Source organism: Achromobacter sp. DMS1 (assembly GCF_001270295.1).
This window is the reverse complement of the sequence record NZ_LHSJ01000084.1, coordinates 1-20,199: the sequence shown is the minus strand read 5'-3', so window position 1 is coordinate 20,199 and position 20,199 is coordinate 1. Positions and strand designations below refer to the sequence as shown.

The 20,199-nt window shown below is 68.2% G+C and carries 16 protein-coding genes and 1 pseudogene; 5 read left to right on the top strand and 12 right to left on the bottom strand.

Translation table 11 applies throughout. The features are described 5' to 3' along the window. Positions 1-852 (bottom strand): protease HtpX (htpX, locus tag AD428_RS11860; RefSeq protein ID WP_053245295.1); only part of this gene is annotated, 852 nt, incomplete at its 3' end. A 194-nt stretch (positions 853-1,046) separates the two neighbouring features. Here htpX and AD428_RS11855 point away from each other — a divergent pair. Further along, the gene (locus AD428_RS11855) at positions 1,047-1,907 is read left to right on the top strand and encodes a DMT family transporter (RefSeq protein WP_053245294.1); all 861 of its coding nucleotides are present in this window, start codon (positions 1,047-1,049) and stop codon (positions 1,905-1,907) included. A 42-nt stretch (positions 1,908-1,949) separates the two neighbouring features. Then, on the top strand, positions 1,950-2,801 hold the full coding sequence (locus AD428_RS11850; RefSeq protein ID WP_053245293.1) for a sulfurtransferase: 852 nt from the start codon (positions 1,950-1,952) through the stop codon (positions 2,799-2,801). A gap of 16 nt (positions 2,802-2,817) precedes the next feature. Here AD428_RS11850 and AD428_RS11845 read toward each other — a convergent pair whose 3' ends face one another. Then, positions 2,818-3,387 carry a phosphonate degradation HD-domain oxygenase gene (locus AD428_RS11845; protein ID WP_053245292.1) on the bottom strand — a complete coding sequence of 190 codons (570 nt, stop codon included), beginning with the start codon at positions 3,385-3,387 and terminating at the stop codon, positions 2,818-2,820. Between the two features lie 58 nt (positions 3,388-3,445). Then, the gene (locus AD428_RS11840) at positions 3,446-4,309 is read right to left on the bottom strand and encodes a LysR family transcriptional regulator (RefSeq protein ID WP_053245291.1); all 864 of its coding nucleotides are present in this window, start codon (positions 4,307-4,309) and stop codon (positions 3,446-3,448) included. A 142-nt stretch (positions 4,310-4,451) separates the two neighbouring features. Here AD428_RS11840 and AD428_RS11835 point away from each other — a divergent pair, with 142 nt between their 5' ends. After that, the gene (locus AD428_RS11835) at positions 4,452-5,582 is read left to right on the top strand and encodes a putative 2-aminoethylphosphonate ABC transporter ATP-binding protein (protein ID WP_235490002.1); all 1,131 of its coding nucleotides are present in this window, start codon (positions 4,452-4,454) and stop codon (positions 5,580-5,582) included. A gap of 34 nt (positions 5,583-5,616) precedes the next feature. On the opposite strand, the gene AD428_RS11830 is transcribed toward AD428_RS11835, so the two are convergent. After that, positions 5,617-6,322, bottom strand: a 706-nt coding sequence (locus tag AD428_RS11830; RefSeq protein WP_304438944.1) for a serine dehydratase beta chain, incomplete at its 3' end; no start/stop codon positions are given. 217 nt (positions 6,323-6,539) lie between these two features. On the opposite strand from AD428_RS11830, the pseudogene AD428_RS11825 reads away from it, so the two are divergent. Continuing rightward, positions 6,540-8,200, top strand: a pseudogene (locus tag AD428_RS11825) (Na/Pi cotransporter family protein). 27 nt (positions 8,201-8,227) lie between these two features. On the opposite strand, the gene AD428_RS11820 reads toward AD428_RS11825, so the two are convergent. From AD428_RS11820 to polA, 3 genes are all read right to left on the bottom strand, one after another. Further along, a complete protein-coding gene (locus tag AD428_RS11820; protein WP_053244705.1) occupies positions 8,228-9,016 on the bottom strand; it encodes a dienelactone hydrolase family protein in 789 nt (262 codons plus the stop codon). A 111-nt stretch (positions 9,017-9,127) separates the two neighbouring features. Further along, positions 9,128-9,964 (bottom strand): ZIP family metal transporter, encoded by an 837-nt coding sequence (locus tag AD428_RS11815; RefSeq protein ID WP_053245290.1) that lies wholly within the window; start codon positions 9,962-9,964, stop codon positions 9,128-9,130. A 129-nt stretch (positions 9,965-10,093) separates the two neighbouring features. After that, positions 10,094-12,811 carry a DNA polymerase I gene (polA, locus tag AD428_RS11810; protein WP_053244706.1) on the bottom strand — a complete coding sequence of 906 codons (2,718 nt, stop codon included), beginning with the start codon at positions 12,809-12,811 and terminating at the stop codon, positions 10,094-10,096. Between the two features lie 52 nt (positions 12,812-12,863). Between polA and AD428_RS11805 the strand changes: the two genes are divergently transcribed. Continuing rightward, positions 12,864-13,490: a TIGR00730 family Rossman fold protein gene (locus AD428_RS11805; protein ID WP_053244710.1), complete on the top strand. Its 627-nt coding sequence runs from the start codon at positions 12,864-12,866 to the stop codon at positions 13,488-13,490. Positions 13,491-13,517: 27 nt separating this feature from the next. On the opposite strand, the gene AD428_RS11800 is transcribed toward AD428_RS11805, so the two are convergent. The 5 genes from AD428_RS11800 to infB form a co-directional block, all read right to left on the bottom strand. Further along, the gene (locus tag AD428_RS11800) at positions 13,518-14,942 is read right to left on the bottom strand and encodes a M20 family metallopeptidase (RefSeq protein ID WP_053245289.1); all 1,425 of its coding nucleotides are present in this window, start codon (positions 14,940-14,942) and stop codon (positions 13,518-13,520) included. A 194-nt stretch (positions 14,943-15,136) separates the two neighbouring features. Then, positions 15,137-16,960 (bottom strand): translational GTPase TypA, encoded by a 1,824-nt coding sequence (typA, locus tag AD428_RS11795; RefSeq protein WP_053244707.1) that lies wholly within the window; start codon positions 16,958-16,960, stop codon positions 15,137-15,139. A gap of 10 nt (positions 16,961-16,970) precedes the next feature. Beyond that, on the bottom strand, positions 16,971-17,708 hold the full coding sequence (truB, locus tag AD428_RS11790) for a tRNA pseudouridine(55) synthase TruB (RefSeq protein ID WP_053244708.1): 738 nt from the start codon (positions 17,706-17,708) through the stop codon (positions 16,971-16,973). 37 nt (positions 17,709-17,745) lie between these two features. Continuing rightward, on the bottom strand, positions 17,746-18,147 hold the full coding sequence (gene rbfA, locus AD428_RS11785) for a 30S ribosome-binding factor RbfA (RefSeq protein ID WP_053244709.1): 402 nt from the start codon (positions 18,145-18,147) through the stop codon (positions 17,746-17,748). Positions 18,148-18,173: 26 nt separating this feature from the next. Then, positions 18,174-20,199 (bottom strand): translation initiation factor IF-2 (infB, locus tag AD428_RS11780; protein WP_053245288.1); only part of this gene is annotated, 2,026 nt, incomplete at its 5' end.

The following is a 20,199-nucleotide window of genomic DNA, read 5'->3' as shown; positions in this document are numbered from 1 at the left end:
GATGCGCGCGGGGATGGGCGGGTGCGAGGCGAACAGCGCGGCGATGCCGCCCCGGCCGGTGATGCCGGAAGCCTCGAAAGACTTGGGCAGGTCGCCCGGCTCCAGGCCCCCCAGGCGGGCCAGCGCGCGCATCATGGGCTCGCGCGCGCCCATCAGGTGGGCCGAGCCGGCGTCGGCGCGGTACTCGCGCTGGCGCGAGAACCACGCCACGATGATGGACGCCAGGATGCCGAAGATGATTTCACAGACCAGCACGGTGACGTAGTAGCCGGGGCCCACGCCGCGCTCGTTCTTGAAGATGGCGCGGTCGATGAAGTAGCCGACCACGCGGGCCAGGAACACCACGAAGGTGTTGACCACGCCCTGGATGAGGGTGAGGGTGACCATGTCGCCATTGGCCACGTGCGCCACTTCGTGCCCCAGCACGGCCGCCACTTCTTCCTCGGTCATGCTTTCGAGCAGCCCGGTGGACACGGCCACCAGCGCATCGTTCTTGAAGGCGCCGGTGGCGAAGGCGTTGGGCGCGCCCTCGTAGATGGCGACCTCGGGGCGGCCGATGCCGGCCCTGTCGGCCAGCTGGTGCACGGTGTCCAGCAGCCAGGCCTCGCGCTGGTTGCGCGGCGCGTTCGGGTCGATGACCTGCGCGCCGGTGCTCCATTTGGCCATGGGCTTGCTGACGAGCAGCGAGATGATGGCGCCGGTGAAGCCCACCACGGCCGAGAACACCAGCAGCGCCTGGAGGTTCAGGCCGTTGGCGGTGAGGTAGCGATCCACCCCCAGGATGCGCAGCGTGGCCGACAGCACCAGCACGACCGCGAGGTTGGTGATGATGAAGAGAAAGATGCGTTTCATGTAGTTGTGTTCCTTTGCGAGCTGATTCGTCCCGGCGGGCCCGGCCCCGCGGAGCCTGCGGCCGGGCCTGATGCTAGAGACCGGAGGGCGGCTGCGCGGTTCCCCTGCCGCCCGCCGGCGCCGCCCTGCGCGAGCAGAGTATAGTATCGCTTTCCCTGATTTCCCTTCCCCCATTTCTCCCTAGCGTAGATCCCATGCAGGCTCTCTGGATGTTGCTGGCGTCCGCCATGTTCGCCATCATGGGCTCGTTCGTGAAGCTGGGCACCGAGCACGGCGCCTCGCTTCCCCAGGTCGTGCTGTTCCGGGGGCTGCCCTCGGTGGTGCTGCTGCTGATCTGGGCGCGGGCGGCGCGCCAGTCCATCGTGCCCACGAGCTGGAGGCTGCACATCTGGCGCAACGTGTCGGGCGTCACGTCCATGTGGCTGGGGTTCTTCGCGCTGTCGCACCTGCCGCTGGCCACCGCCACCAGCCTGAACTACACCGCGCCGCTCTTCATCGCCTGCTGGATGCTCGGCTGGGGCGGCTCGCAGCGCGATCCGGTGCGCATCGCCGCGGTGGCCATGGGGTTCCTGGGGGTGATCGCGGTGCTGCGGCCCAGCATCAACGGCGACCAGTGGCTGGCCGCCCTGCTCGGCCTGGGGGCGGGGGCCATGTCCGCCATCGCCATGATGCAGATCCGCCAGCTCGGCCGTATCGGCGAACCCGAATGGCGCACCGTGCTGTTTTTCTCCGTGGCCGTCTGCGTGTCCAGCGGCGTCGGCCTGGGCTTCGAGGGCTGGGGCACGTCCGACTGGACGGGATACGGTTCGCTGCTGGGCGTGGGCGTGGCCGGCCTCTTCGGCCAGCTCGCCATGACCCGCGCCTTCGGCCTGGGTTCGGCCCTGCTGACGGCCGCGCTGCAGTATTCCACCATTATTTTCGCGGCCCTGATCGGCATGGGCTTCTGGGGCGACCGCCTGGACGGCCTGGCCTGGGCCGGCGTGGCCCTGATCATTTCCGCCGGCCTGCTGTCGGTCTGGCGCACAATGCGCGAGTCCCGCGCCAAGCCGGCCTGAGCCGGGGCTGCCGCGATTTCCATCCGCAAAGGAGCACACCGAATGACGATGACGCTGATTACCGCCGCCGACCTGGCCGCCCGCCTTGGCGGCCCCGACGTGCTGGTGTTCGACGTGCGCCACGACCTGGCCGATCACGCGGCGGGCCGCCGGGCCTACGAGGCCGGGCACATCCCCGGCGCGCGCTACCTCGACCACGAAACCGAGCTCGCGGCGCCGCGCACCGGCCGGAACGGCCGCCATCCGCTGCCCGCGCGCGGCGAGTTCGCCGCACTCATGGCCGCCCACGGCGTAACCCCGCGGACCCTGGTGGCCGCCTATGACGCCAGCGGCGGCATGTATGCCGCCCACCTGTGGTGGATGCTGCGCTGGATGGGCCACGAGCGCGTGGCCGTGCTGGACGGCGGCTGGCAGGCCTGGCAGGCCGCGGGCCTGCCCGTCAGCGCCGAGCCGGCCCCGGCCGTCGAGCCGGGCAAGCCGGCGGAGCCCGGCCCGTCGCTGGCGGACACGGTCGATGCCGACGCGGTGCTGGCCAACATTTCCCGCCCATCCTTTACCGTGATCGACGCCCGCGCGGCCAACCGCTACCGCGGCGAGGTCGAGCCCATGGACCCGGTGGCCGGTCACATCCCGGGCGCGCTCAACCGCCCCAATGGCGAGAATCTCCGGCAGGACGGCCGCTTCAAGCCGGCCGAGACCCTGCGTGCCGAGTTCCTGGCGCTGCTGGACGGCCGCGACCCGGCCGCCATCGTGCACCAGTGCGGCTCCGGCATCACCGCCTGCCACAACCTGCTGTCCATGGAAATCGCCGGCCTGGGCGGATCGCGGCTCTACCCCGGATCCTGGAGCGAATGGTGCAGCGATCCGTCGCGTCCGGTGGCCAAGGGAGCCTGACGGGCCGGCGCGCCGCCTACCACACGGCGGCGAGTTTGACGCGCCCCGAGACGCTTTCGGCGATTTCCAGGAAATGATCCAGGGGCGGCGTGGCCAGCCCCGGCACCTTGGCCATGTCGTCCCAGCGCCTCAGCCGTATCGCGTCCGGCGCGCCCGGCATGCTCGCGAAATCCACCGCCTGGCCCGCATCGAAACTGCCCCCCTGCAGCGCCAGGCTGCGCCGCGAATCCGCCGAGAGCGACGCTTCATAGTGGGGCTCCACGTAGCAAAGATAGCGCTTGGCCTCCACGTGCAGGCGGATGGGGTCCAGCACCGCCGGTCCGAACAGCCCGCGCAGGAAGGGCAGCACGAAATACTGGTGCTTGTCGTCGATGCCGCGCAGCGTGGGCGTGCCGGGATGGTCGGCAATGAGATGGCCCAGGTCGTGCAGCAGGCAAGCGGTGATGAGATGGGGCCCGGCGCCGTTCTTTTCCGCCAGCCAGGCCGTCTGCAGCGCGTGGCGGAGGTGGCTCACGGATTCGCCATGATAGGAGCGGTGTCCGCGCTCCAGGAACAGGTTTTCGATGTCGTTCAGGGTCAAGGCCATGGTTGTCTCCTGATTGGCCGCAAGGGGAAGAGGGCGGGCCGTGACCGCGCCGCGGCGGTCAGCCGGCGGCCGGCGCCATCTCCAGGAACCGCGCGATCAGTTGCGCCGGCTGGCGCTCGCGCAGGCAATACAGGTATTCGTGCATCACGATGTCCGCGTCCGCGATGTCCAGCGTGGCCAGCTCGGGGTGGGTGGGGATCTCCCGCGAGGGAATGAGGCTGACGCCCAGCTGGCACAAAATGGCCTGCCGGATGGATTCGCGGCTGCCGATCTCCAGCGTCCGGCGCACCCGCACGCCGGCCGAGGCCAGTGCTTCTTCGGTGAGCTGTCGGGTCATGGAACCCGGCTCGCGCAGTAGCAGGGCGTGGTCCGACAGCTCGGCCAGGGAGGCCCGGCCACGGCGCGCCAGCGGATGGTCGCGGTGTGTCACGATGCGGATCGGGTCGGCCGCGATCGTCTTCCGGTACAGATGCCGGTCGTCCACGAAGAAGGACGAGGTGGCGATCTCGATGCGGTAGTCGTGCAGCGCCTGCAGCATGCCCTGCGAATTTCCGATCGCCACCGTGAGCTCGATGCCCGGATAGCGCTGGTTATAGCGCCGCACGGTGTCCATGATGTAGTAGGGGCCGGTGGCCCCCACCCGCAGGCTGCCCTCGCGCAGCTCGCTCGCGTCGCGCAGCCGGAAATCGATCTCGGTTTCCTGCTGCACCAGCTTTTCCACCATGGGCATCAGCCGCTGCCCCGCGTCCGACAGCCGCATGCCGCGTCCCTGGCGGTGAAAGAGCTCCACGCCGTAGCGCGACTCCAGCTGGCGAAGCTGGCCGGTGACGGTGGGCTGGCTCACGCCGAGCTGGGCGGCCGCCTTGGTGACGGTGCCGCAGCGGGCGACGGCATAGAATGACTTGAGTTCGGCGACGAGCACGGGGTGGCGGCGATGGACGCGGTGGGCAGGACCGCCAGTACACCAAAGAATCTTGATGTTTTTATTACTGCATTTGCGCGTAGTGTCATAAACGCTCAATACGGCGCACACATACTGCACCTGTTCCAAAGCGGGAGGCGAAATGCTCCAACGCGACAACAGGTATTCCGCCCGGCAGGCCGCCGGCGGCGACAAATCCCGGCAGCCCTCGGATGGTTTTCTGTCCGTGCGCAACCTGGTCAAGCGCTACGGCAGCCATACCGCGCTGGCCGACATTTCGCTGGACATCCGGGCGGGCGAACTGGTCTGCCTGCTGGGGCCGTCGGGCTGCGGCAAGACCACGCTGCTGCGCGCCATCGCGGGGCTGGAGCGGCAGGACGCCGGCGCCATCGTACTGTGCGGGCGCGACATTTCGCATGCGCCGCCCCAGGAGCGCGACTACGGCATCCTGTTCCAGTCCTACGCGCTGTTTCCCAACCTCACGCTGGCGCAGAACGTGGCCTATGGCCTGAGCGGCAAACGCGCGCACCGCCGCCACGTGCAGGCGCGCGTCGAGGAGATGCTGACCCTGGTGGGGCTGGCCGGCTCGGCGGATAAGTATCCGGGCCAGATCTCCGGCGGCCAGCAGCAGCGGGTGGCCCTGGCGCGGGCGCTGGCCCCCTCGCCTTCGCTCCTGCTGCTGGACGAGCCCATGTCGGCGCTGGACGCGCGGGTGCGCGAACACCTGCGCATCGAGCTGCGCGCGCTCCAGAAGCGCCTTTCCATCACCACGCTCATGGTGACGCACGACCAGGAAGAGGCCATGGTCATGGCCGACCGCATCGCCGTCATGAACGGCGGCGTCATCGAGCAATTCGGCACGCCGCGCGAACTCTACCGGCAGCCGGGGTCGGCCTTCATTGCCGATTTCGTGGGCGAGGCCAACTGGCTGCCGTTCGAGCGCATCGACAGCCATCGCGCCCGCGTCGGCCGCCACGAGCTGGCGGTGGACGCCGCGCTGCAGACCGGCACGGGCAAGCTGTTCGTGCGTCCGGAAGCCGTGCGCGTCAGCGCGGCGCCGGCCGGCGACCGGGTCAACGCGATGCTGGCCGACGTGCTGGACGGCGTGTTCCTGGGCCGCGGCTACCGTCTCGCGCTGCGCCTGGAGGGAGTGCCCGGCGCGACCGTGCATTCCATCGTATCCCCCGAAACCGGAGACGCCCTGCTGGGCCCTCACGCCGCCAGCCGCTGCTGGGTGGAGTTGCCGCGCCATGCGATACGCGCCTACGCTTGACGACGCCGCCCTGCGCGAGCGCGAAGCCATGCGNCGTCGGCCTCGGGGTGGCCGATGCCGCAGCCGCGCGCCACGCAGTCCTGCATGACCCGCCAGATCCGGTCCAGGCCCTCGTTCACCTCCGCTTCGGTGCGCCAGGTCAGTTCGTTGCGCAGCATGAGCCGGGCCACGGACAGGCCGCTCTCGCGGCACATGGCGAGCAGCTCGCGGCCCGTGCGAAACGGATAGGGCAACTGGTCGTGCGCCGCGATGACCTGGGCATTGGCCGCGCCCGCCGTGACCACGAAGCCGCCGCCCACCGACAGGTAGCGCGATTCGCGCAGCGGCGCGCCGTCCGCATCGAAGGCGTGGAATTTCATGCCGTTGGGATGCTCGGCCAGCGCCTCGCGGCGGTAGAACAGCAGATGTTCCTTTTCCACGAAAGGCACCGGGTGGCGGCCCAGCAGCGGCAACTGCCGGCTGGCCCGCACCGAGGCCAGCATGCCGGCGATGGCGGAAGGATCGACGGTGTCGGGCGCCTCGCCCATCAGGCCGAGCAGCACGCCCTTGTCGGTGCCATGGCCCTTGCCGGTGGCGCCCAGCGAGCCGTACAGCTCGGCGCGCACGGAGGCCACGCGCGGCATCAGGCCGTCGCGCTCCAGGCCCTGGGCGAACAGCAGGGCCGCCCGCATCGGCCCCACGGTATGGGAACTGGACGGACCGATGCCTATTTTGAACAGATCGAATACGGATACAGCCACTTGGCGCTCCAGGAACAAGGCCAATTTACACCCGTCCGAGCAGCGGACGGCAGACGCGGCAATGATACGCGCAACGCCGGCCGGGCCGCGACGGGGCGGCCCGGGCCGGCGTATGCTTGCCGGAGGCGGTCCGCCGGGACCGGTTTCCCAGCCCCGCTCAAGCATGCGATCATTACAGAATTATTTCTTGTCATAAAAAGAACGGAAAAGCCACCGGATGTCTGGACTCATCACCCTGCTGGATTTCGCCGGCTACGTCGCCCTCCTGCTCTGGGGCGTGCATATGGTGCAGACCGGCGTACAGCGGGCCTTCGGCGCCGCCCTGGGCGCCGCGCTGGGCCGCGCCCTGGGCACGCGCCTGCGGGCCTTCGCCGCCGGCCTCGGCATCACCGCCGCGCTGCAGAGCAGCACCGCCACCGGCCTCATGATCACCGGCTTCGCCGCGGGCGGCGTGGTGGGCCTGGTGCCCGCCCTGGCCGCCATGCTGGGCGCTAACGTGGGCACGACCCTCATCGTGCAGCTCCTGTCCTTCGATCTGACGGCCCTGGCGCCCATCCTCATCCTGGTGGGCGTGTGGATGTTCCGCCGCTACCCGCCGGGCCGCACGCGCGACCTGGGCCGGGTATTCATCGGGCTGGGCCTGCTGCTGCTGTCGCTGCACCAGCTCGTGGGCCTCTTCGAACCGTTCCAGAACGCCCCCATGCTGGCCATGATGCTGGACGCCCTGGCGACCCAGCCGGTGGCGGCGGTGCTGCTCTCGGCGGCGTTCACCTGGGCCGCGCATTCGAGCGTGGCGTGGTGGTGCTGGTGATGTCGCTGGCCTCGCACCACATGGTGGCGCCGCACGTGGCCTTCGCGCTGGTGCTGGGCGCCAACCTGGGAACCGCCATCAACCCCATGATCGAAGGCGTCACGGGCGACGACCCGGCCGCCCGCCGGCTGCCGCTGGGCAACCTGCTAACCCGCATCGTCGGCGTGCTGGCCGGCCTGCTCGTGCTGCCCTGGCTGCAGCCCATGATGAGCGAGCTGACCAGCGAGCCGGCGCGGGCCGTGGCCAATTTCCACACGCTGTTCAACGCCCTCATCGCACTGGTGTTCCTGCCGCTGCTCACGCCCTACGCGGCCTTGCTGACGCGCTGGCTGCCCAAGCGCGCCGATCCCAACGACCCGTCGCGTCCGCAGTACCTGGACGAATGGGCGCACGACGTGCCGGCGGTGGCGCTGGGCAACGCCGCGCGCGAGGCCCTGCGCATGGCCGACATGCTGCAGACGCTGCTGCTCTATGCGCGCGCCGGTTTCAAGCGCGACAACCGGCACCGCATGGTGCAGGCCCGCCAGCTCGACGCGGCGCTGGACAAGCTGGAAAACGCCATCACGACCTACCTGGCCACCCTGGACCAGGAAAACATGACCCGCGAAGACCAGCAGCGCCTGGACGACATCCTGGCCTTTGCGAGCAACATCGGCCATGCCGGCGACATCGCGCACCATGGTCTGCTCAGCCATATCGCCAAGCTGCGCAAGCAGGGCTGGGTGCTCTCGCCCGAACAGCGCGCCAGCCTGGACGAGACGCTGGGCGAGCTCATCGCCAACCAGCGCCAGGCCGCCGCCCTCTTCGTGAACGACGACCTGCGCCAGGCGCGCGCGCTGGCCGGCGAGAAGTCGCGCTTCCGGGCCATCGAGAGCCAGGCGGCCGAAGCGCACCTGCAAAAGATCAAGTCCGGGCAGGTGGACGCGGCCGAGGTCGGCGCGCTGTACCTGGACATCCTGCGCGACATGAAGGGCATCAATTCGCACCTCGTGGGGGCATCGGCCTACCCCCTGCTCGCCCGCCACGGCGAACTGCTGCCGAGCCGCCTGCGCGAAGCGGACAACTGATCGCCGGCGCGGCGCCGGCCCTCCCGGCTACAGGTAGCGCTTGAACCAGGCCAGCATCCGGCTCCAGCCGTCCTCGGCCGCCTCGCGCCGGTAGCTGGCGCGGTAGTCGGCCAGGAAGGCGTGGTCGGCCTCGGGATACACGATGATCTCCGACTGCCGGGCGGCCTCGTTGCCCTGCGCGAGCTTGCGCTTCATGGTTTCGACGTCGGCCAGCGGAATGCTCGCGTCCTTGCCGCCGTACAGGCCCAGGACCGGGCCGTGCAGCTCGTCGACCACGTCCAGCGCGAAACGCTTGATGAGCGGCCCGTGGCCGACGGCCAGCTTGCCATACCAGGCCACGCCCGCCTTCACGGCCGGATTGTGGGCGGCGTACATCCAGGTGATGCGGCCGCCCCAACAGAAGCCCGTGACGCCCACGCGCCGCGCGTCTCCGCCGTGCCCGGCCGCCCAGGCCACGCAGGCGTCGAGATCCGAAAACACCTGTTCGTCCGGCACCTTGCTGACCAGTTCGGCGATGAGCCTGGGAATGTCGGTATAGGCCGAGGCATCGCCCTGGCGCTCGTACAGGTTGGCCGACACGGCCAGGTAGCCCGCCTTGGCCACGCGCCGGCACAGATCCTTGATGTGCTCGTGCACGCCGAAGATTTCCTGCACCACCAGCACGATGGGCAGCTCGCTCTGCCCCTGCGGCGCGGCATAGTAGGCCGAAATGGCGCCGTCGGCGACGGGGAGCGCGAAGTCTCCGTGCGCCAGCCCTTCGGCATCCGTGTGTATGGCAGTGGGCGCGACCTGGCCCGCGGCGGCGGAAAAACTCATGGCGTACTCCTGTAGGAATGACACTGGCGCCGGCCGCCCGCGCATGCCGCCTTGGCGGCCGCGCGGGCGGTGCGGCGAAACGCCCGGGACGCTTTCCGAACCGCCGCCGGTTCAGTGCATGTGCACGTGGCCGGCCGGCTCGTCCGCATGCACGGCCTCGCCGTGGGCGTGGCCATGGTGCATCAGCGTGGTGACGCTGTAGATCAGCGCCACGCCCACGCCCACGAGCAGCAGTTGCGGAATGGCGTCCGCGAGGGATATGCGTTCGTGCATCTGCGGGATCAGGTCGGCCACCGAGATGTACAGGAAGCTGCTGGCGGCAACCACCAGCACGTACGGCACCCATCCCTGCGCCTGCTGCAGCACGAAGACTCCTATTATGCCTCCCACGGCTGAACACAGGCTGGAGAAGAGGATGAGCGAGAAAGCGCGCCGGCGCGCCAGCCCGGCGTTGATGAGCACCACGAAGTCGCCCAGCTTGTGCGGCACTTCGTGGACGATGATGGACGCCGCCGTCAGCACGCCCAGCACGGGATCGGTCAGGAAAGCCGCCGCGACCAGCACGCCGTCGCACAGGTTGTGCAGCGAACTGCCGATGAGGATGAGCACGCCGCCGCGCCCCGCTTCGTGGCGGTCGTGGCCCTTGTGGTGATGGTGCCCGTCGCCTTCATGGTGATGGCTGTGGCGCAGCAGCGCGATCTTCTCCAGCACGAAAAAGCCGATGAGCGACGCCAGCATCAGTCCGAAGAAGACGTGCGCGTCGGCGGCGTCGGACTCGAAAGCCTCGGGCAGCAGGTGCAGCAGGGCCACCGACAGCAGCACGCCGACGGACAGGCTCACCATGTGGTGCAGATACCTGGCGAACACCTTGTAGGCCAGCCAGTGGGCGACGAGCACGGCGATGAGGCCGCCGGCGACGGTGGCAAGTAGGACCCAGATGAGGAGCATGGAGAAAAGCCCGGAAAAAAGGCGCAGGAGGCGGAAAGCGCAACATTATATTGTTGCAGCCCCCAAAAGCGGAAATGGCCGGGCGCCGGGGCCGTTCCTCCGGGGCGGAGGAACGGCCCCGGCGCCCGCTCAGTGGGCCTGCTCCCAGTTCTTGCCGGCTCCCACCTCGGCCACCAGCGGCACCCGCAGCGTGGCCACGCCGCACATGAGGCGCGGCAGGGCTTCGCGCACCAGGGTCAGCTCTTCGTCGGGCGTCTCCAGCACGAGTTCGTCGTGCACCTGCATGATCATGCGCGTCTGCAGCCGCTCGGCCTCGATCCAGTCCTGCACGGCCACCATGGCCATCTTGATGAGATCGGCCGCGGTTCCCTGCATGGGCGCATTGATGGCCGCGCGCTCGGCTGCCTGGCGGCGGGGGCCGGAAGCGCCGCGGATCTCCGGCAATTGCAGCCGGCGGCCGAACACGGTTTCCACGTAGCCCTGTTCGCGGGCCAGGCGCCGGGTATTTTCCATGTACATGGCCACGCCCGGATAGCGGGCGAAGTAGCGGTCGATGTACTGCTGCGCCGCATCGCGGGTGATGCCCAGGTTCGACGCCAGCCCGAACACGCCCATGCCGTAGATCAGGCCGAAGTTGATGGCCTTGGCGGCGCGGCGCTGCTCGGCGGTCACCTGGGCCAGCGGAATGCCGAACACCTCCGAGGCGGTGGCGCGGTGGATGTCTTCGCCGGCCGCGAAGGCCCGCTGCAGGTTCTGGTCGTCGGAAACATGCGCCATGATGCGCAGCTCGATCTGCGAATAGTCGGCCGACAGCAGCAGTCCGCGCTCGGCGATGAAAGCCTCGCGCACGCGCCTGCCGGCCTCGGTGCGCACGGGAATGTTCTGCAGGTTCGGGTCGGACGAGGCGAGCCGCCCGGTGATGACGGCCGCCTGCGAATAATGCGTGTGCACCCTGCCCGTGGCCGGGTTGATCATGCGCGGCAGCTTGTCGGTATAGGTGGACTTGAGCTTGGACAGCCCGCGGTAGTCGAGCAGCACCTGCGGCAGGGGGTAGTCCTGCGCCAGCTTGCTCAACACCTCTTCGTCGGTGGACGGCGCACCGCCGGCGGTCTTGCGCACCACCGGCAGCTGCATGCGGCCGAACAGGATCTCGCCCAGTTGCTTGGGCGAATTCAGGTTGAAGGGCTGCCCGGCGAGTTCGTAGGCCTTCTGCTCGAGCTGCAGCATTTCCTGGCCCAGCTTGTGGCTCTGGCGCGCCAGCTCTTCGGCGTCCACCTTGACGCCGTTGCGCTCCATCGTGGTCAGCACCGCGGAAACCTGCATCTCCAGCCGGTAGATGCGGTCCAGACCGGCATCGGCCGCCACCTGCGGGCGCAGCGCCTGGTGCAGCTGGAGCGTGAAATCGGCGTCCTCGGCCGCATAGTGCCCGGCTTTTTCCACCGCCACTTCGTCAAAGCCGATCTGCTTGGCGCCCTTGCCGCACAGGTCTTCGTACGACACGCCGCCGCGGCCCAGGTGCCGCAGCGCGAGATCGTTCAGGCCCACGCCCCGGTGCGACTCCAGCACGTAGGCCTGGAGCATGGTGTCTTCGGCGATGCCAGCCAGGGCGATGCCTTCGTTGGCCAGCACGTGGGTATCGTATTTGGCATGGTGCAGCAGCTTGGGCCGGAAGGCGTCTTCCAGCCACGGACGCAACCGCTCAAGCGCCTCGGCCTTGGGCAGCTGCTGCGGGGCATCGGGGCCGCGGTGCGCCAGGGGCACGTAGCAGGCCACGCCGGGCGCCACCGACATGGACAGGCCGACCAGGCGCGCCTGCATCTCGTCGAGCGAAGTGGTTTCGGTGTCCAGCGCCACCAGCGGCGTGTCGCGGACCAGCGCCATCCAGTCGTCCAGGGCCTGCCAGTCGGTGATGATGCGGTAGTCCAGTTCGGCCGGGGCCGCCGGCGCCGTGGCCGCCACACGCCCGTCGCCCGCGGGAATGCGCTCGGGGTCGCCCGTGAGATCGCGCAGCCAGGTGCGAAAGCCGTAGCGCTCATAGATTTCGGTCAGCGCGGCGACGTCGCGCTCGCGCGGCGCCAGGTCTTCGATGCGGTCCACGTGGCCGGTCAGGTCGCAGTCGCACTTCACCGTGAGCAGCTGGCGGGTCAGCGGAAAATTCGGAATGGCCGCGCGCAGGTTGGCGCCCGCCACCCCTTTCACCTGGTCCGCGCCCTCCACCAGCTTGTCGATGGAGCCGTACTCGCCTATCCATTTGGCGGCGGTCTTGGGGCCCACCTTGGTCACTCCGGGCACGTTGTCCACGGTGTCGCCCACCAGCATGAGATAGTCGACGATGCGGTCGGGCGTCACGCCGAACTTCTTCAGCACGCCCTCTTCGTCCAGCACCTCGCCGCTCATGGTGTTCACCAGCGTGACGTCGGCGTTCACCAGCTGGGCGAGGTCCTTGTCGCCCGTGGAAACCACGGTGCGCACGTCCTGCTCCGCCGCGCGCCGGGCCAGCGTGCCGATGATGTCGTCGGCCTCCACCCCTTCGATGGCGAGCACCGGCCAGCCCAGCGCACGCACCGCGCGGTGAATGGGGTCGATCTGGGCCGCCAGGTCTTCGGGCATGGGCGGACGATGTGATTTGTAATCTGGATACAAATCGTCCCGGAAGGTCTTGCCGCGCGCGTCGAAAATGCAGGCGGCATATTCTGCCTTATAGTCGGATACCAGTTTGCGCAGCATATTCACCACGCCATAGAGCGCGCCCGTCGGTTCGCCTTGCGCATTGCGCAAATCAGGCATAGCGTGGAAAGCGCGGTACAGGTAGCTCGAACCGTCGACCAGCAATAAGGTTTTTTTCATGGTTACAAAGGCAGATATGGATACACCCGCCGGCAAACAAATTCCGCTGATTATGTCAGAGATACGGACCGCGGCTGAAAAGCTCGCGGATATCGGGCCGGCGGTCAGCATCTTCGGCAGCGCGCGGGTCAGCCGCAATTCACCGTACTACGAAACCACCGTCGCCATTTCCTCGGCGCTGGCCGACGCCGGCTTCGCGGTGATCGCCGGCGGCGGGCCGGGCATCATGGAGGCGGCCAACAAAGGCGCGTTCGAAGCCGGCGGCACCAGCATCGGCCTCAACATCAGCCTGCCGCACGAAGCGCACAACAACGAATATCAGACCATCAGTCTTTCGTTCGAGTACTTCAATTCGCGCAAGGCGACTTTCTTCATGCACAGCTTCGCCTACGTGGCGATGCCGGGCGGCTTCGGCACCATGGACGAACTGTTCGAGGCGCTCACGCTCATCCAGACCGGCAAGGTGCCGCCCGCCCCGATCGTGCTGGTGGGCACCGAGTACTGGTCCGGCCTGGTGCAATGGCTGGGCGACAGCATGCTGTCCAATGGCATGATAAGCGCCCACGACCTGGAATTGTTCACCATCGAGGACGACCCGCGCAAAGTCGTGCGCCGGGTCGTGGAGTTCCACGAAAAAGTCACTTCCGACGCGCAGTACGCTCCCTCGCTGCCGGCCTGAACGCCGCTGCGCGCGGACCGGCCCAGGTCAGGCCCGCATGAACGCCGGCACGACGTCGGCCGGAATCGGGCAGACATAGGGCTGGCCGTCGCGCGCGTCCAGCAGCTCCTGGCGCGCCCGCGCCAGCGTGTCCGGCCGCGCATACAGCTCCGCCGCGGTGGCGGCCAGGATCTTGGCGGCGTGCGCCATGCCCTTGTGCGCCATCGGCATCTTGCCCTGGGCCACCATCTGCCACGAGTGGAAAGGCGTGCCGTAGGCATAGCACGCGCCCCAGAACTGGGCGGTCGGCGCGACCCAGCTCACGTCGCCCACGTCGGTCGAACCGTAGCTGATCTCGCGCTTTTCCGGATCGTAGGGCGCCACGCCTGCGTACAGCGGCTCGGGGTTGCGCAGCACGGCGCCCAGGTTCTTGCCCGCGTTCTCGATATCGCTCCCGGAAATCGCACCCCACATGCGCCGGGCGGCCTGCGCCTCGCCCTCGGTATAGACCGGCCCCCGCAGCGCCAGCATCTGCTCGTACATCACCTGGCTGATGGCGCGGTTCGGCATGTAGTTGGAACATGCCTTGTCGAAGACGACCTCCAGTTCGCAGCCGGTCATGAGGGCAGCGCCGCGCGCCACGTTCCCCACCCGTTCGTACAGTTCGGCGGCCTGCGCATTGCGCGGCGCGCGCACCAGGTACAGCACTTCGGCGCGCGCCTGCACCACATTGGGCGAAATGCCGCCGCTGTCGGTCACCGCGTAGTGCACCCGCGCCTCCGGCAGCATGTGCTCGCGCAGGTAATTGACGCCGACGTTCATCAGTTCCACCGCGTCCAGCGCGCTGCGTCCCAGATGGGGCGAATTGGCCGCATGCGCGGCCACGCCGCGAAAACGGAAATAGGCTTGGATATTGGCCAGCGACGACTGGTGGAAAATACCGGTGTGCGAAGCCGGATGCCAGGTCAGGGCGGCGTCCAGATCGTCGAACAGGCCGGCCCGCGCCATGAATGTCTTGCCCGAGCCGCCCTCTTCGGCCGGACAGCCGTAGAAGCGGATCGTGCCCGGCAAGCCGCTGCCGGCCAGGAATTCCTTCACCGCCGCCGCCGCCAGATGCGCGGCGGCGCCCAGCAGATGATGGCCGCACCCATGCCCGTTGCCGTTGGGCGTCTCCGCCGAGGGCTTGCACGCGCAGGCGCCGCTTTCCTGGCTAAGGCCGGACAGCGCGTCGTACTCGCCCAGCAGGCCGATCACCGGCCCGCCCGCGCCCGCCTCGGCCACGAATGCCGTGAGAATGCCCGCCGCGCCACGCGTCACCCTGAAACCCGACGCCTCCAGTTGGGCGATATGCAGTTCGGCCGATCTGTGCTCGTCGTAGCGCAATTCGGCAAGATTCCAGATGCGGTCGCTCAGCTCGGCGTAGCGGCCGCTGCGCGCATCGATGAACGGCACGAGTGTCTCAATCGCTCCCATGATGGCTCCCTCGGATCGGCATGATGGAAGGCCGGCGCACGGCCGGCCGCCCCGCCAGTTTCGGTGAATTCGCGCGCGGATGCCAGCGGCGGGCACGGCGGAGCGCCTTCCGGAATCCGGCCGAAAAAAACGCCGGACGGATGCCGTCCGGCGTTTTTGCTGCGCGGGCAGCGGGCGGCGCTGCCGCCCCGGCCTCAGGCCGCGGCTTCGCGCGCGGCGCGCTTGCGCTCGTGCTCCTGCAGGTGGCGCTTACGCAGGCGGATCGACTTGGGAGTGATCTCCACCAGTTCGTCGTCGTCGATGAACTCCACCGCGTATTCGAGCGAAAGCTGGATGGGCGGCACCAGGCGCACGGCCTCGTCCGTGCCGGAGGCGCGAATGTTGGTCAGCTGCTTGCCCTTGATGGGATTCACGACCAGGTCGTTGTCGCGGCTGTGGATGCCGATGATCATGCCTTCGTACAGCGCCTCGCCCGGGCTCACGAACATGCGGCCGCGATCCTGCAGCTTCCACAGGGCGTAGGCCACGGCCTCGCCGTTGTCCTGGCTGATCAGCACGCCATTGCGGCGCTCGCCGATGGAACCTTCCTTGACGGGCGCGTACTCGTGGAAGATGTGGCTCATCAGGCCCGTGCCGCGCGTCAGCGTCAGGAATTCGTTCTGGAAGCCGATCAGGCCGCGGGCGGGAATCAGGTATTCGAGACGGGTGCGGCCACGGCCGTCCGGCTGCATGTCCTGCAGGTCGCCCTTGCGGCGGCCCAGCTCTTCCATGACGCCGCCCTGGTGCGCGTCTTCCACGTCGATGGTCAGCGCCTCGAACGGCTCGCACTTCACGCCGTCGATTTCCTTGAACACCACGCGGGGACGGGACACCGCCAGTTCGTAGCCCTCGCGGCGCATGGTTTCGAGCAGGATGGTCAGGTGCAGTTCGCCCCGGCCCGACACTTCGAACACGGTGTCGTCGCCGGTGTCGCGCACGCGCAGCGCCACGTTGGATTTCAGCTCGCGGTCCAGGCGGTCGCGCAGCTGGCGGCTGGTCACGAACTTGCCTTCGCGGCCGGCCAGCGGCGAGGTGTTCACCATGAAGTTCATGGTCAGCGTCGGCTCGTCGATGCGCAGCATGGGCAGCGGCTCCTGCACGACCGGATCCATGACGGTGGAGCCGATGCCGATCTCCTCGATGCCGTTGATGAGCACGATGTCGCCGGCCTGGGCCTCGTCCACCACCACGCGCTCCAGGCCGCGGAACTTCAGCACCTGGTTGATGCGGCCGCGGCCGCCCTGGCCGTCGGGGCCGAACTTGTAGGCGACTTCCATGCCCGGACGCATGCGGCCTCGGTTGATGCGGCCCACGCCGATCTTGCCCACGTAGCTGTTGTAGTCCAGCGAGATGATCTGCATCTGCAGCGGGCCGTCGGGATCGTCTTCGCGCACCGGCACATGCTCGAGGATGGCCTCGAAGAGCGGGCGCATGTCGCCCTCGCGCACGTCGGGCGACAGGCCGGCATAGCCCGCCAGGCCGGAAGCGTACACGACGGGGAAGTCGAGCTGTTCTTCGGTCGCGCCCAGCTTGTCGAAGAGATCGAAGGTGGCGTTGATGACGTAGTCGGTGCGGGCGCCGGGACGGTCGACCTTGTTGACCACGACGATGGGCTTCAGGCCCAGGGCCAGTGCCTTGCGGGTCACGAAGATGGTCTGGGGCATGGGGCCTTCGACCGCGTCGACCAGCAGCAGCACGCCGTCCACCATGGACAGCACGCGCTCGACCTCGCCGCCGAAATCGGCGTGACCCGGGGTGTCCACGATGTTGATGTGCGTGCCCTGGTATTCCACGGCGCAGTTCTTGGCCAGGATGGTGATGCCGCGTTCCTTTTCCAGGTCGTTCGAGTCCATGACCCGTTCGGCCACCGCCTGGTTTTCGCGGAAGGTGCCCGACTGGCGCAGGAGTTGGTCGACCAGGGTGGTCTTCCCGTGGTCCACGTGGGCGATGATGGCGACGTTGCGCAAGGCGCGAGTCATAGCGTGTCCTTTAAGATCTGGTGGCGGGCAGCAGGCCCGCCGGCAATTCGTTCAGCGCAAGCAATGCCTGCTTGGGATCTGGCATGGCCTGCAAGGCTTCCAGCGTAACGGCGCGGTCCAGTGAAAACGGCCCGACGTGCGTGCGCCGCAGCGCCGCCAGGTGGGCATAGCAACCCAGCGCCCGCCCGATGTCCTGGGCGAGCGTGCGGATGTAGGTGCCCTTGCTGCATGCCACGTCGATCTCCGCCCGGTTGCCCTCGAGCGACAGCAGATCGATCCGGTAGATCGTCACCTGCCGCGGCGGGCGCTCCAGTTCGATGCCCGCGCGCGCGTATTCATACAGCGGTTTGCCATCGCGCTTGAGCGCCGAATACATCGGCGGCACTTGCGAGATGGCGCCCGTGAAACGTGACAGCGCCTGGGCAAGCGCGGCCTCGTCCACATGGAATCCGGCTTCCGCCCGGGCGGTGATATTGCCCGTCAGGTCGCCGGAATCGGTTTCTTCGCCAAATTGCAGCGTAGCGCGATATGCCTTGTCGGCGTCAAGCATCGCGCCGGAAATCTTGGTGGCGCGTCCCATGCAGCACACCAGCAGCCCGGTCGCGAAAGGATCGAGCGTGCCGGTGTGGCCGGCCTTGGCGGCGTCCATGGAGCGCCTTGCGCGCTGCAGCGCATGATTGCTCGACAAGCCCTCGGGTTTGTCGAGCAGCAGCACACCGTCGAGCGCGAGCCCGCGTCGTTTAGCCATCGTCGGAATCCGGAGAAAAGCAGTGACGACAGCCCGGTCAGGACTGGTCTTCAGGTTCGTCGGGCACGCCCGAATGCGGGCCGGGCCGGTTGGCGCGGTCGATCAGGATCGACATTTCGATGCCGCGGGCGATCTGCGCGTCGTGGATGAAGCGCAAGGTGGGAACGGTGTGGATGTGCAGCAGCTTGTAGAGCTGGGAGTGCAGCCAGCCGGCCTTTTCGTTCAGCAAGGCGGCCGCGGCCTCGGGCTCGGCGCCCAACACCGTGAAGTACACCTTGGCATGCGCGTAATCGGCCGACAGCTCCACGCCCGACAGCGTGATCAATCCGGCGCGGGCCGTGTCGATCTCGCGCTGGATGATGCCGGCCAGATCCTTCTGGATCTGGTCGGCCAGCCGCTGGTTGCGGCCGGGGATGGCTTTGGACTTGTGACGGCTCATGAAATGAATAATGCCCGCGCGACACCTTACAGGGTGCGCGCGACTTCCTTGATTTCAAAGACTTCCAGCTGGTCGCCCACCTGGATGTCGTTGTTGCCGCGCAGCGTCAGGCCGCAATCGAAACCCGCCTTGACTTCCTTGACGTCGTCCTTGAAGCGGCGCAGCGATTCGAGATGGCCGGTCCAGTGCACCACGTTGTTGCGCAGCAGGCGGACCTGGGCGTCGCGGCGCACCACGCCGTCCAGCACCATGCAGCCGGCGATGTTGCCGATGCGCGAAATGGTGTAGATCTCGCGGATCTCGACCAGGCCGATGATCTCTTCCTTCTTCTCGGGCGCCAGCATGCCCGACATGGCCGCCTTCACCTCGTCCACGGCGTCGTAGATGATGTTGTAGTAGCGCACGTCGATGCCGTTGCTCTCGGCCAGCTTCTTGGCGCTGGCCTCGGCCCGCACGTTGAAGCCGATGATGACGGCGTGCGAGGCGATGGCGAGGTTCACGTCCGTTTCGGAGATGCCGCCCACGGCGGCGTGCACCACCTGCACGCGCACTTCGTCCGTGGAGAGCTTGGTCAGCGACTGCACCAGCGCTTCCTGCGAACCCTGCACGTCGGTCTTCACAATGAGCGTGAGGGTCTGCGTGCCTTCGCCCATGTTGTCGAACATGGATTCGAGCTTGGCGGCCTGCTGGCGGGCCAGCTTGACGTCGCGGAACTTGCCCTGGCGGAACAGGGCGATTTCGCGCGCCTTGCGCTCGTCGGACAGCGCGATCAGCTCGTCGCCGGCGGCGGGCACTTCCGTGAGGCCCTGGATTTCCACCGGGATGGACGGACCGGCCGACTGCACCGGCTTGGCGTTCTCGTCGAGCATGGCGCGCACGCGGCCGAAGCTCGCGCCGGCCAGCACCACGTCGCCGCGCTTGAGCGTGCCGCTCTGCACCAGGATCGTGGCCACCGGGCCGCGGCCCTTGTCGAGGCGCGCTTCGATGACCAGGCCCTTGGCGGGCGCGTCGACCGGGGCCTTGAGCTCCAGCACCTCGGCCTGCAGCAGCACGTTCTCGAGCAGGTCGTCGATGCCGTCGCCGGTTTTCGCGGACACCGGCACGAAAGGCACGTCGCCGCCGTATTCTTCGGGCACCACTTCCTCGGCCACCAGTTCCTGCTTGACGCGGTCGGGGTTGGCGGACGGCTTGTCGATCTTGGTGATGGCCACGACCATGGGCACGCCCGCGGCCTTGGCATGGTGGATGGCCTCGCGCGTCTGCGGCATGACGCCGTCATCGGCAGCCACGACCAGGATGACGATGTCGGTCGCCTTGGCGCCGCGGGCACGCATGGCCGTGAATGCCTCGTGGCCCGGGGTGTCCAGGAAGGTGATCACGCCGCGCTCGGTTTCCACGTGATAGGCGCCGATGTGCTGCGTGATGCCGCCGGCCTCGCCCGCCGCCACCTTGGCGCGGCGGATGTAATCCAGCAGCGAGGTCTTGCCGTGGTCGACGTGGCCCATGACGGTCACCACCGGCGCGCGCGGCAGCGCCTCGGCCTCGCTCACGTCGGCGGCTTCGTCCAGGAAGGCTTCCGGATCGTCCAGCTTGGCGGCGATGGCGGTGTGGCCGAGTTCCTCGACCACGATCATGGCGGTTTCCTGGTCCAGCACCTGGTTGATGGTCACCATCTGGCCCAGCTTCATGAGCTGCTTGATGACCTCGGCGGCCTTGACCGACATCTTGTGGGCCAGGTCGGCCACGCTGATGGTTTCGGGCACGTGCACTTCGCGCGCGATGAATTCCTGCGGCGCCGGTTCGGCGCGGCGCTCGTTCTGCTGGTTGCGGCCGCCGCGGCCGCCCTTGCCGCCCTTGCCGGCGCGCCAGCCGTCACGGCTCGCGGGGCCCGAGGGCTTGTCCGCGGGCTTCTTGCGGGCGCTGTCTTCGGACCAGGTGGACGACACCTCGGCCGTCTTGATGGTCTTCTTGGAGCCCGGCGCGGCCGGCTTCGCATCCTTCTTGGCGGCGGTGGCGGCGGGCGCCTGCTTGCCGGCCGGCTTGTGCAGCGTG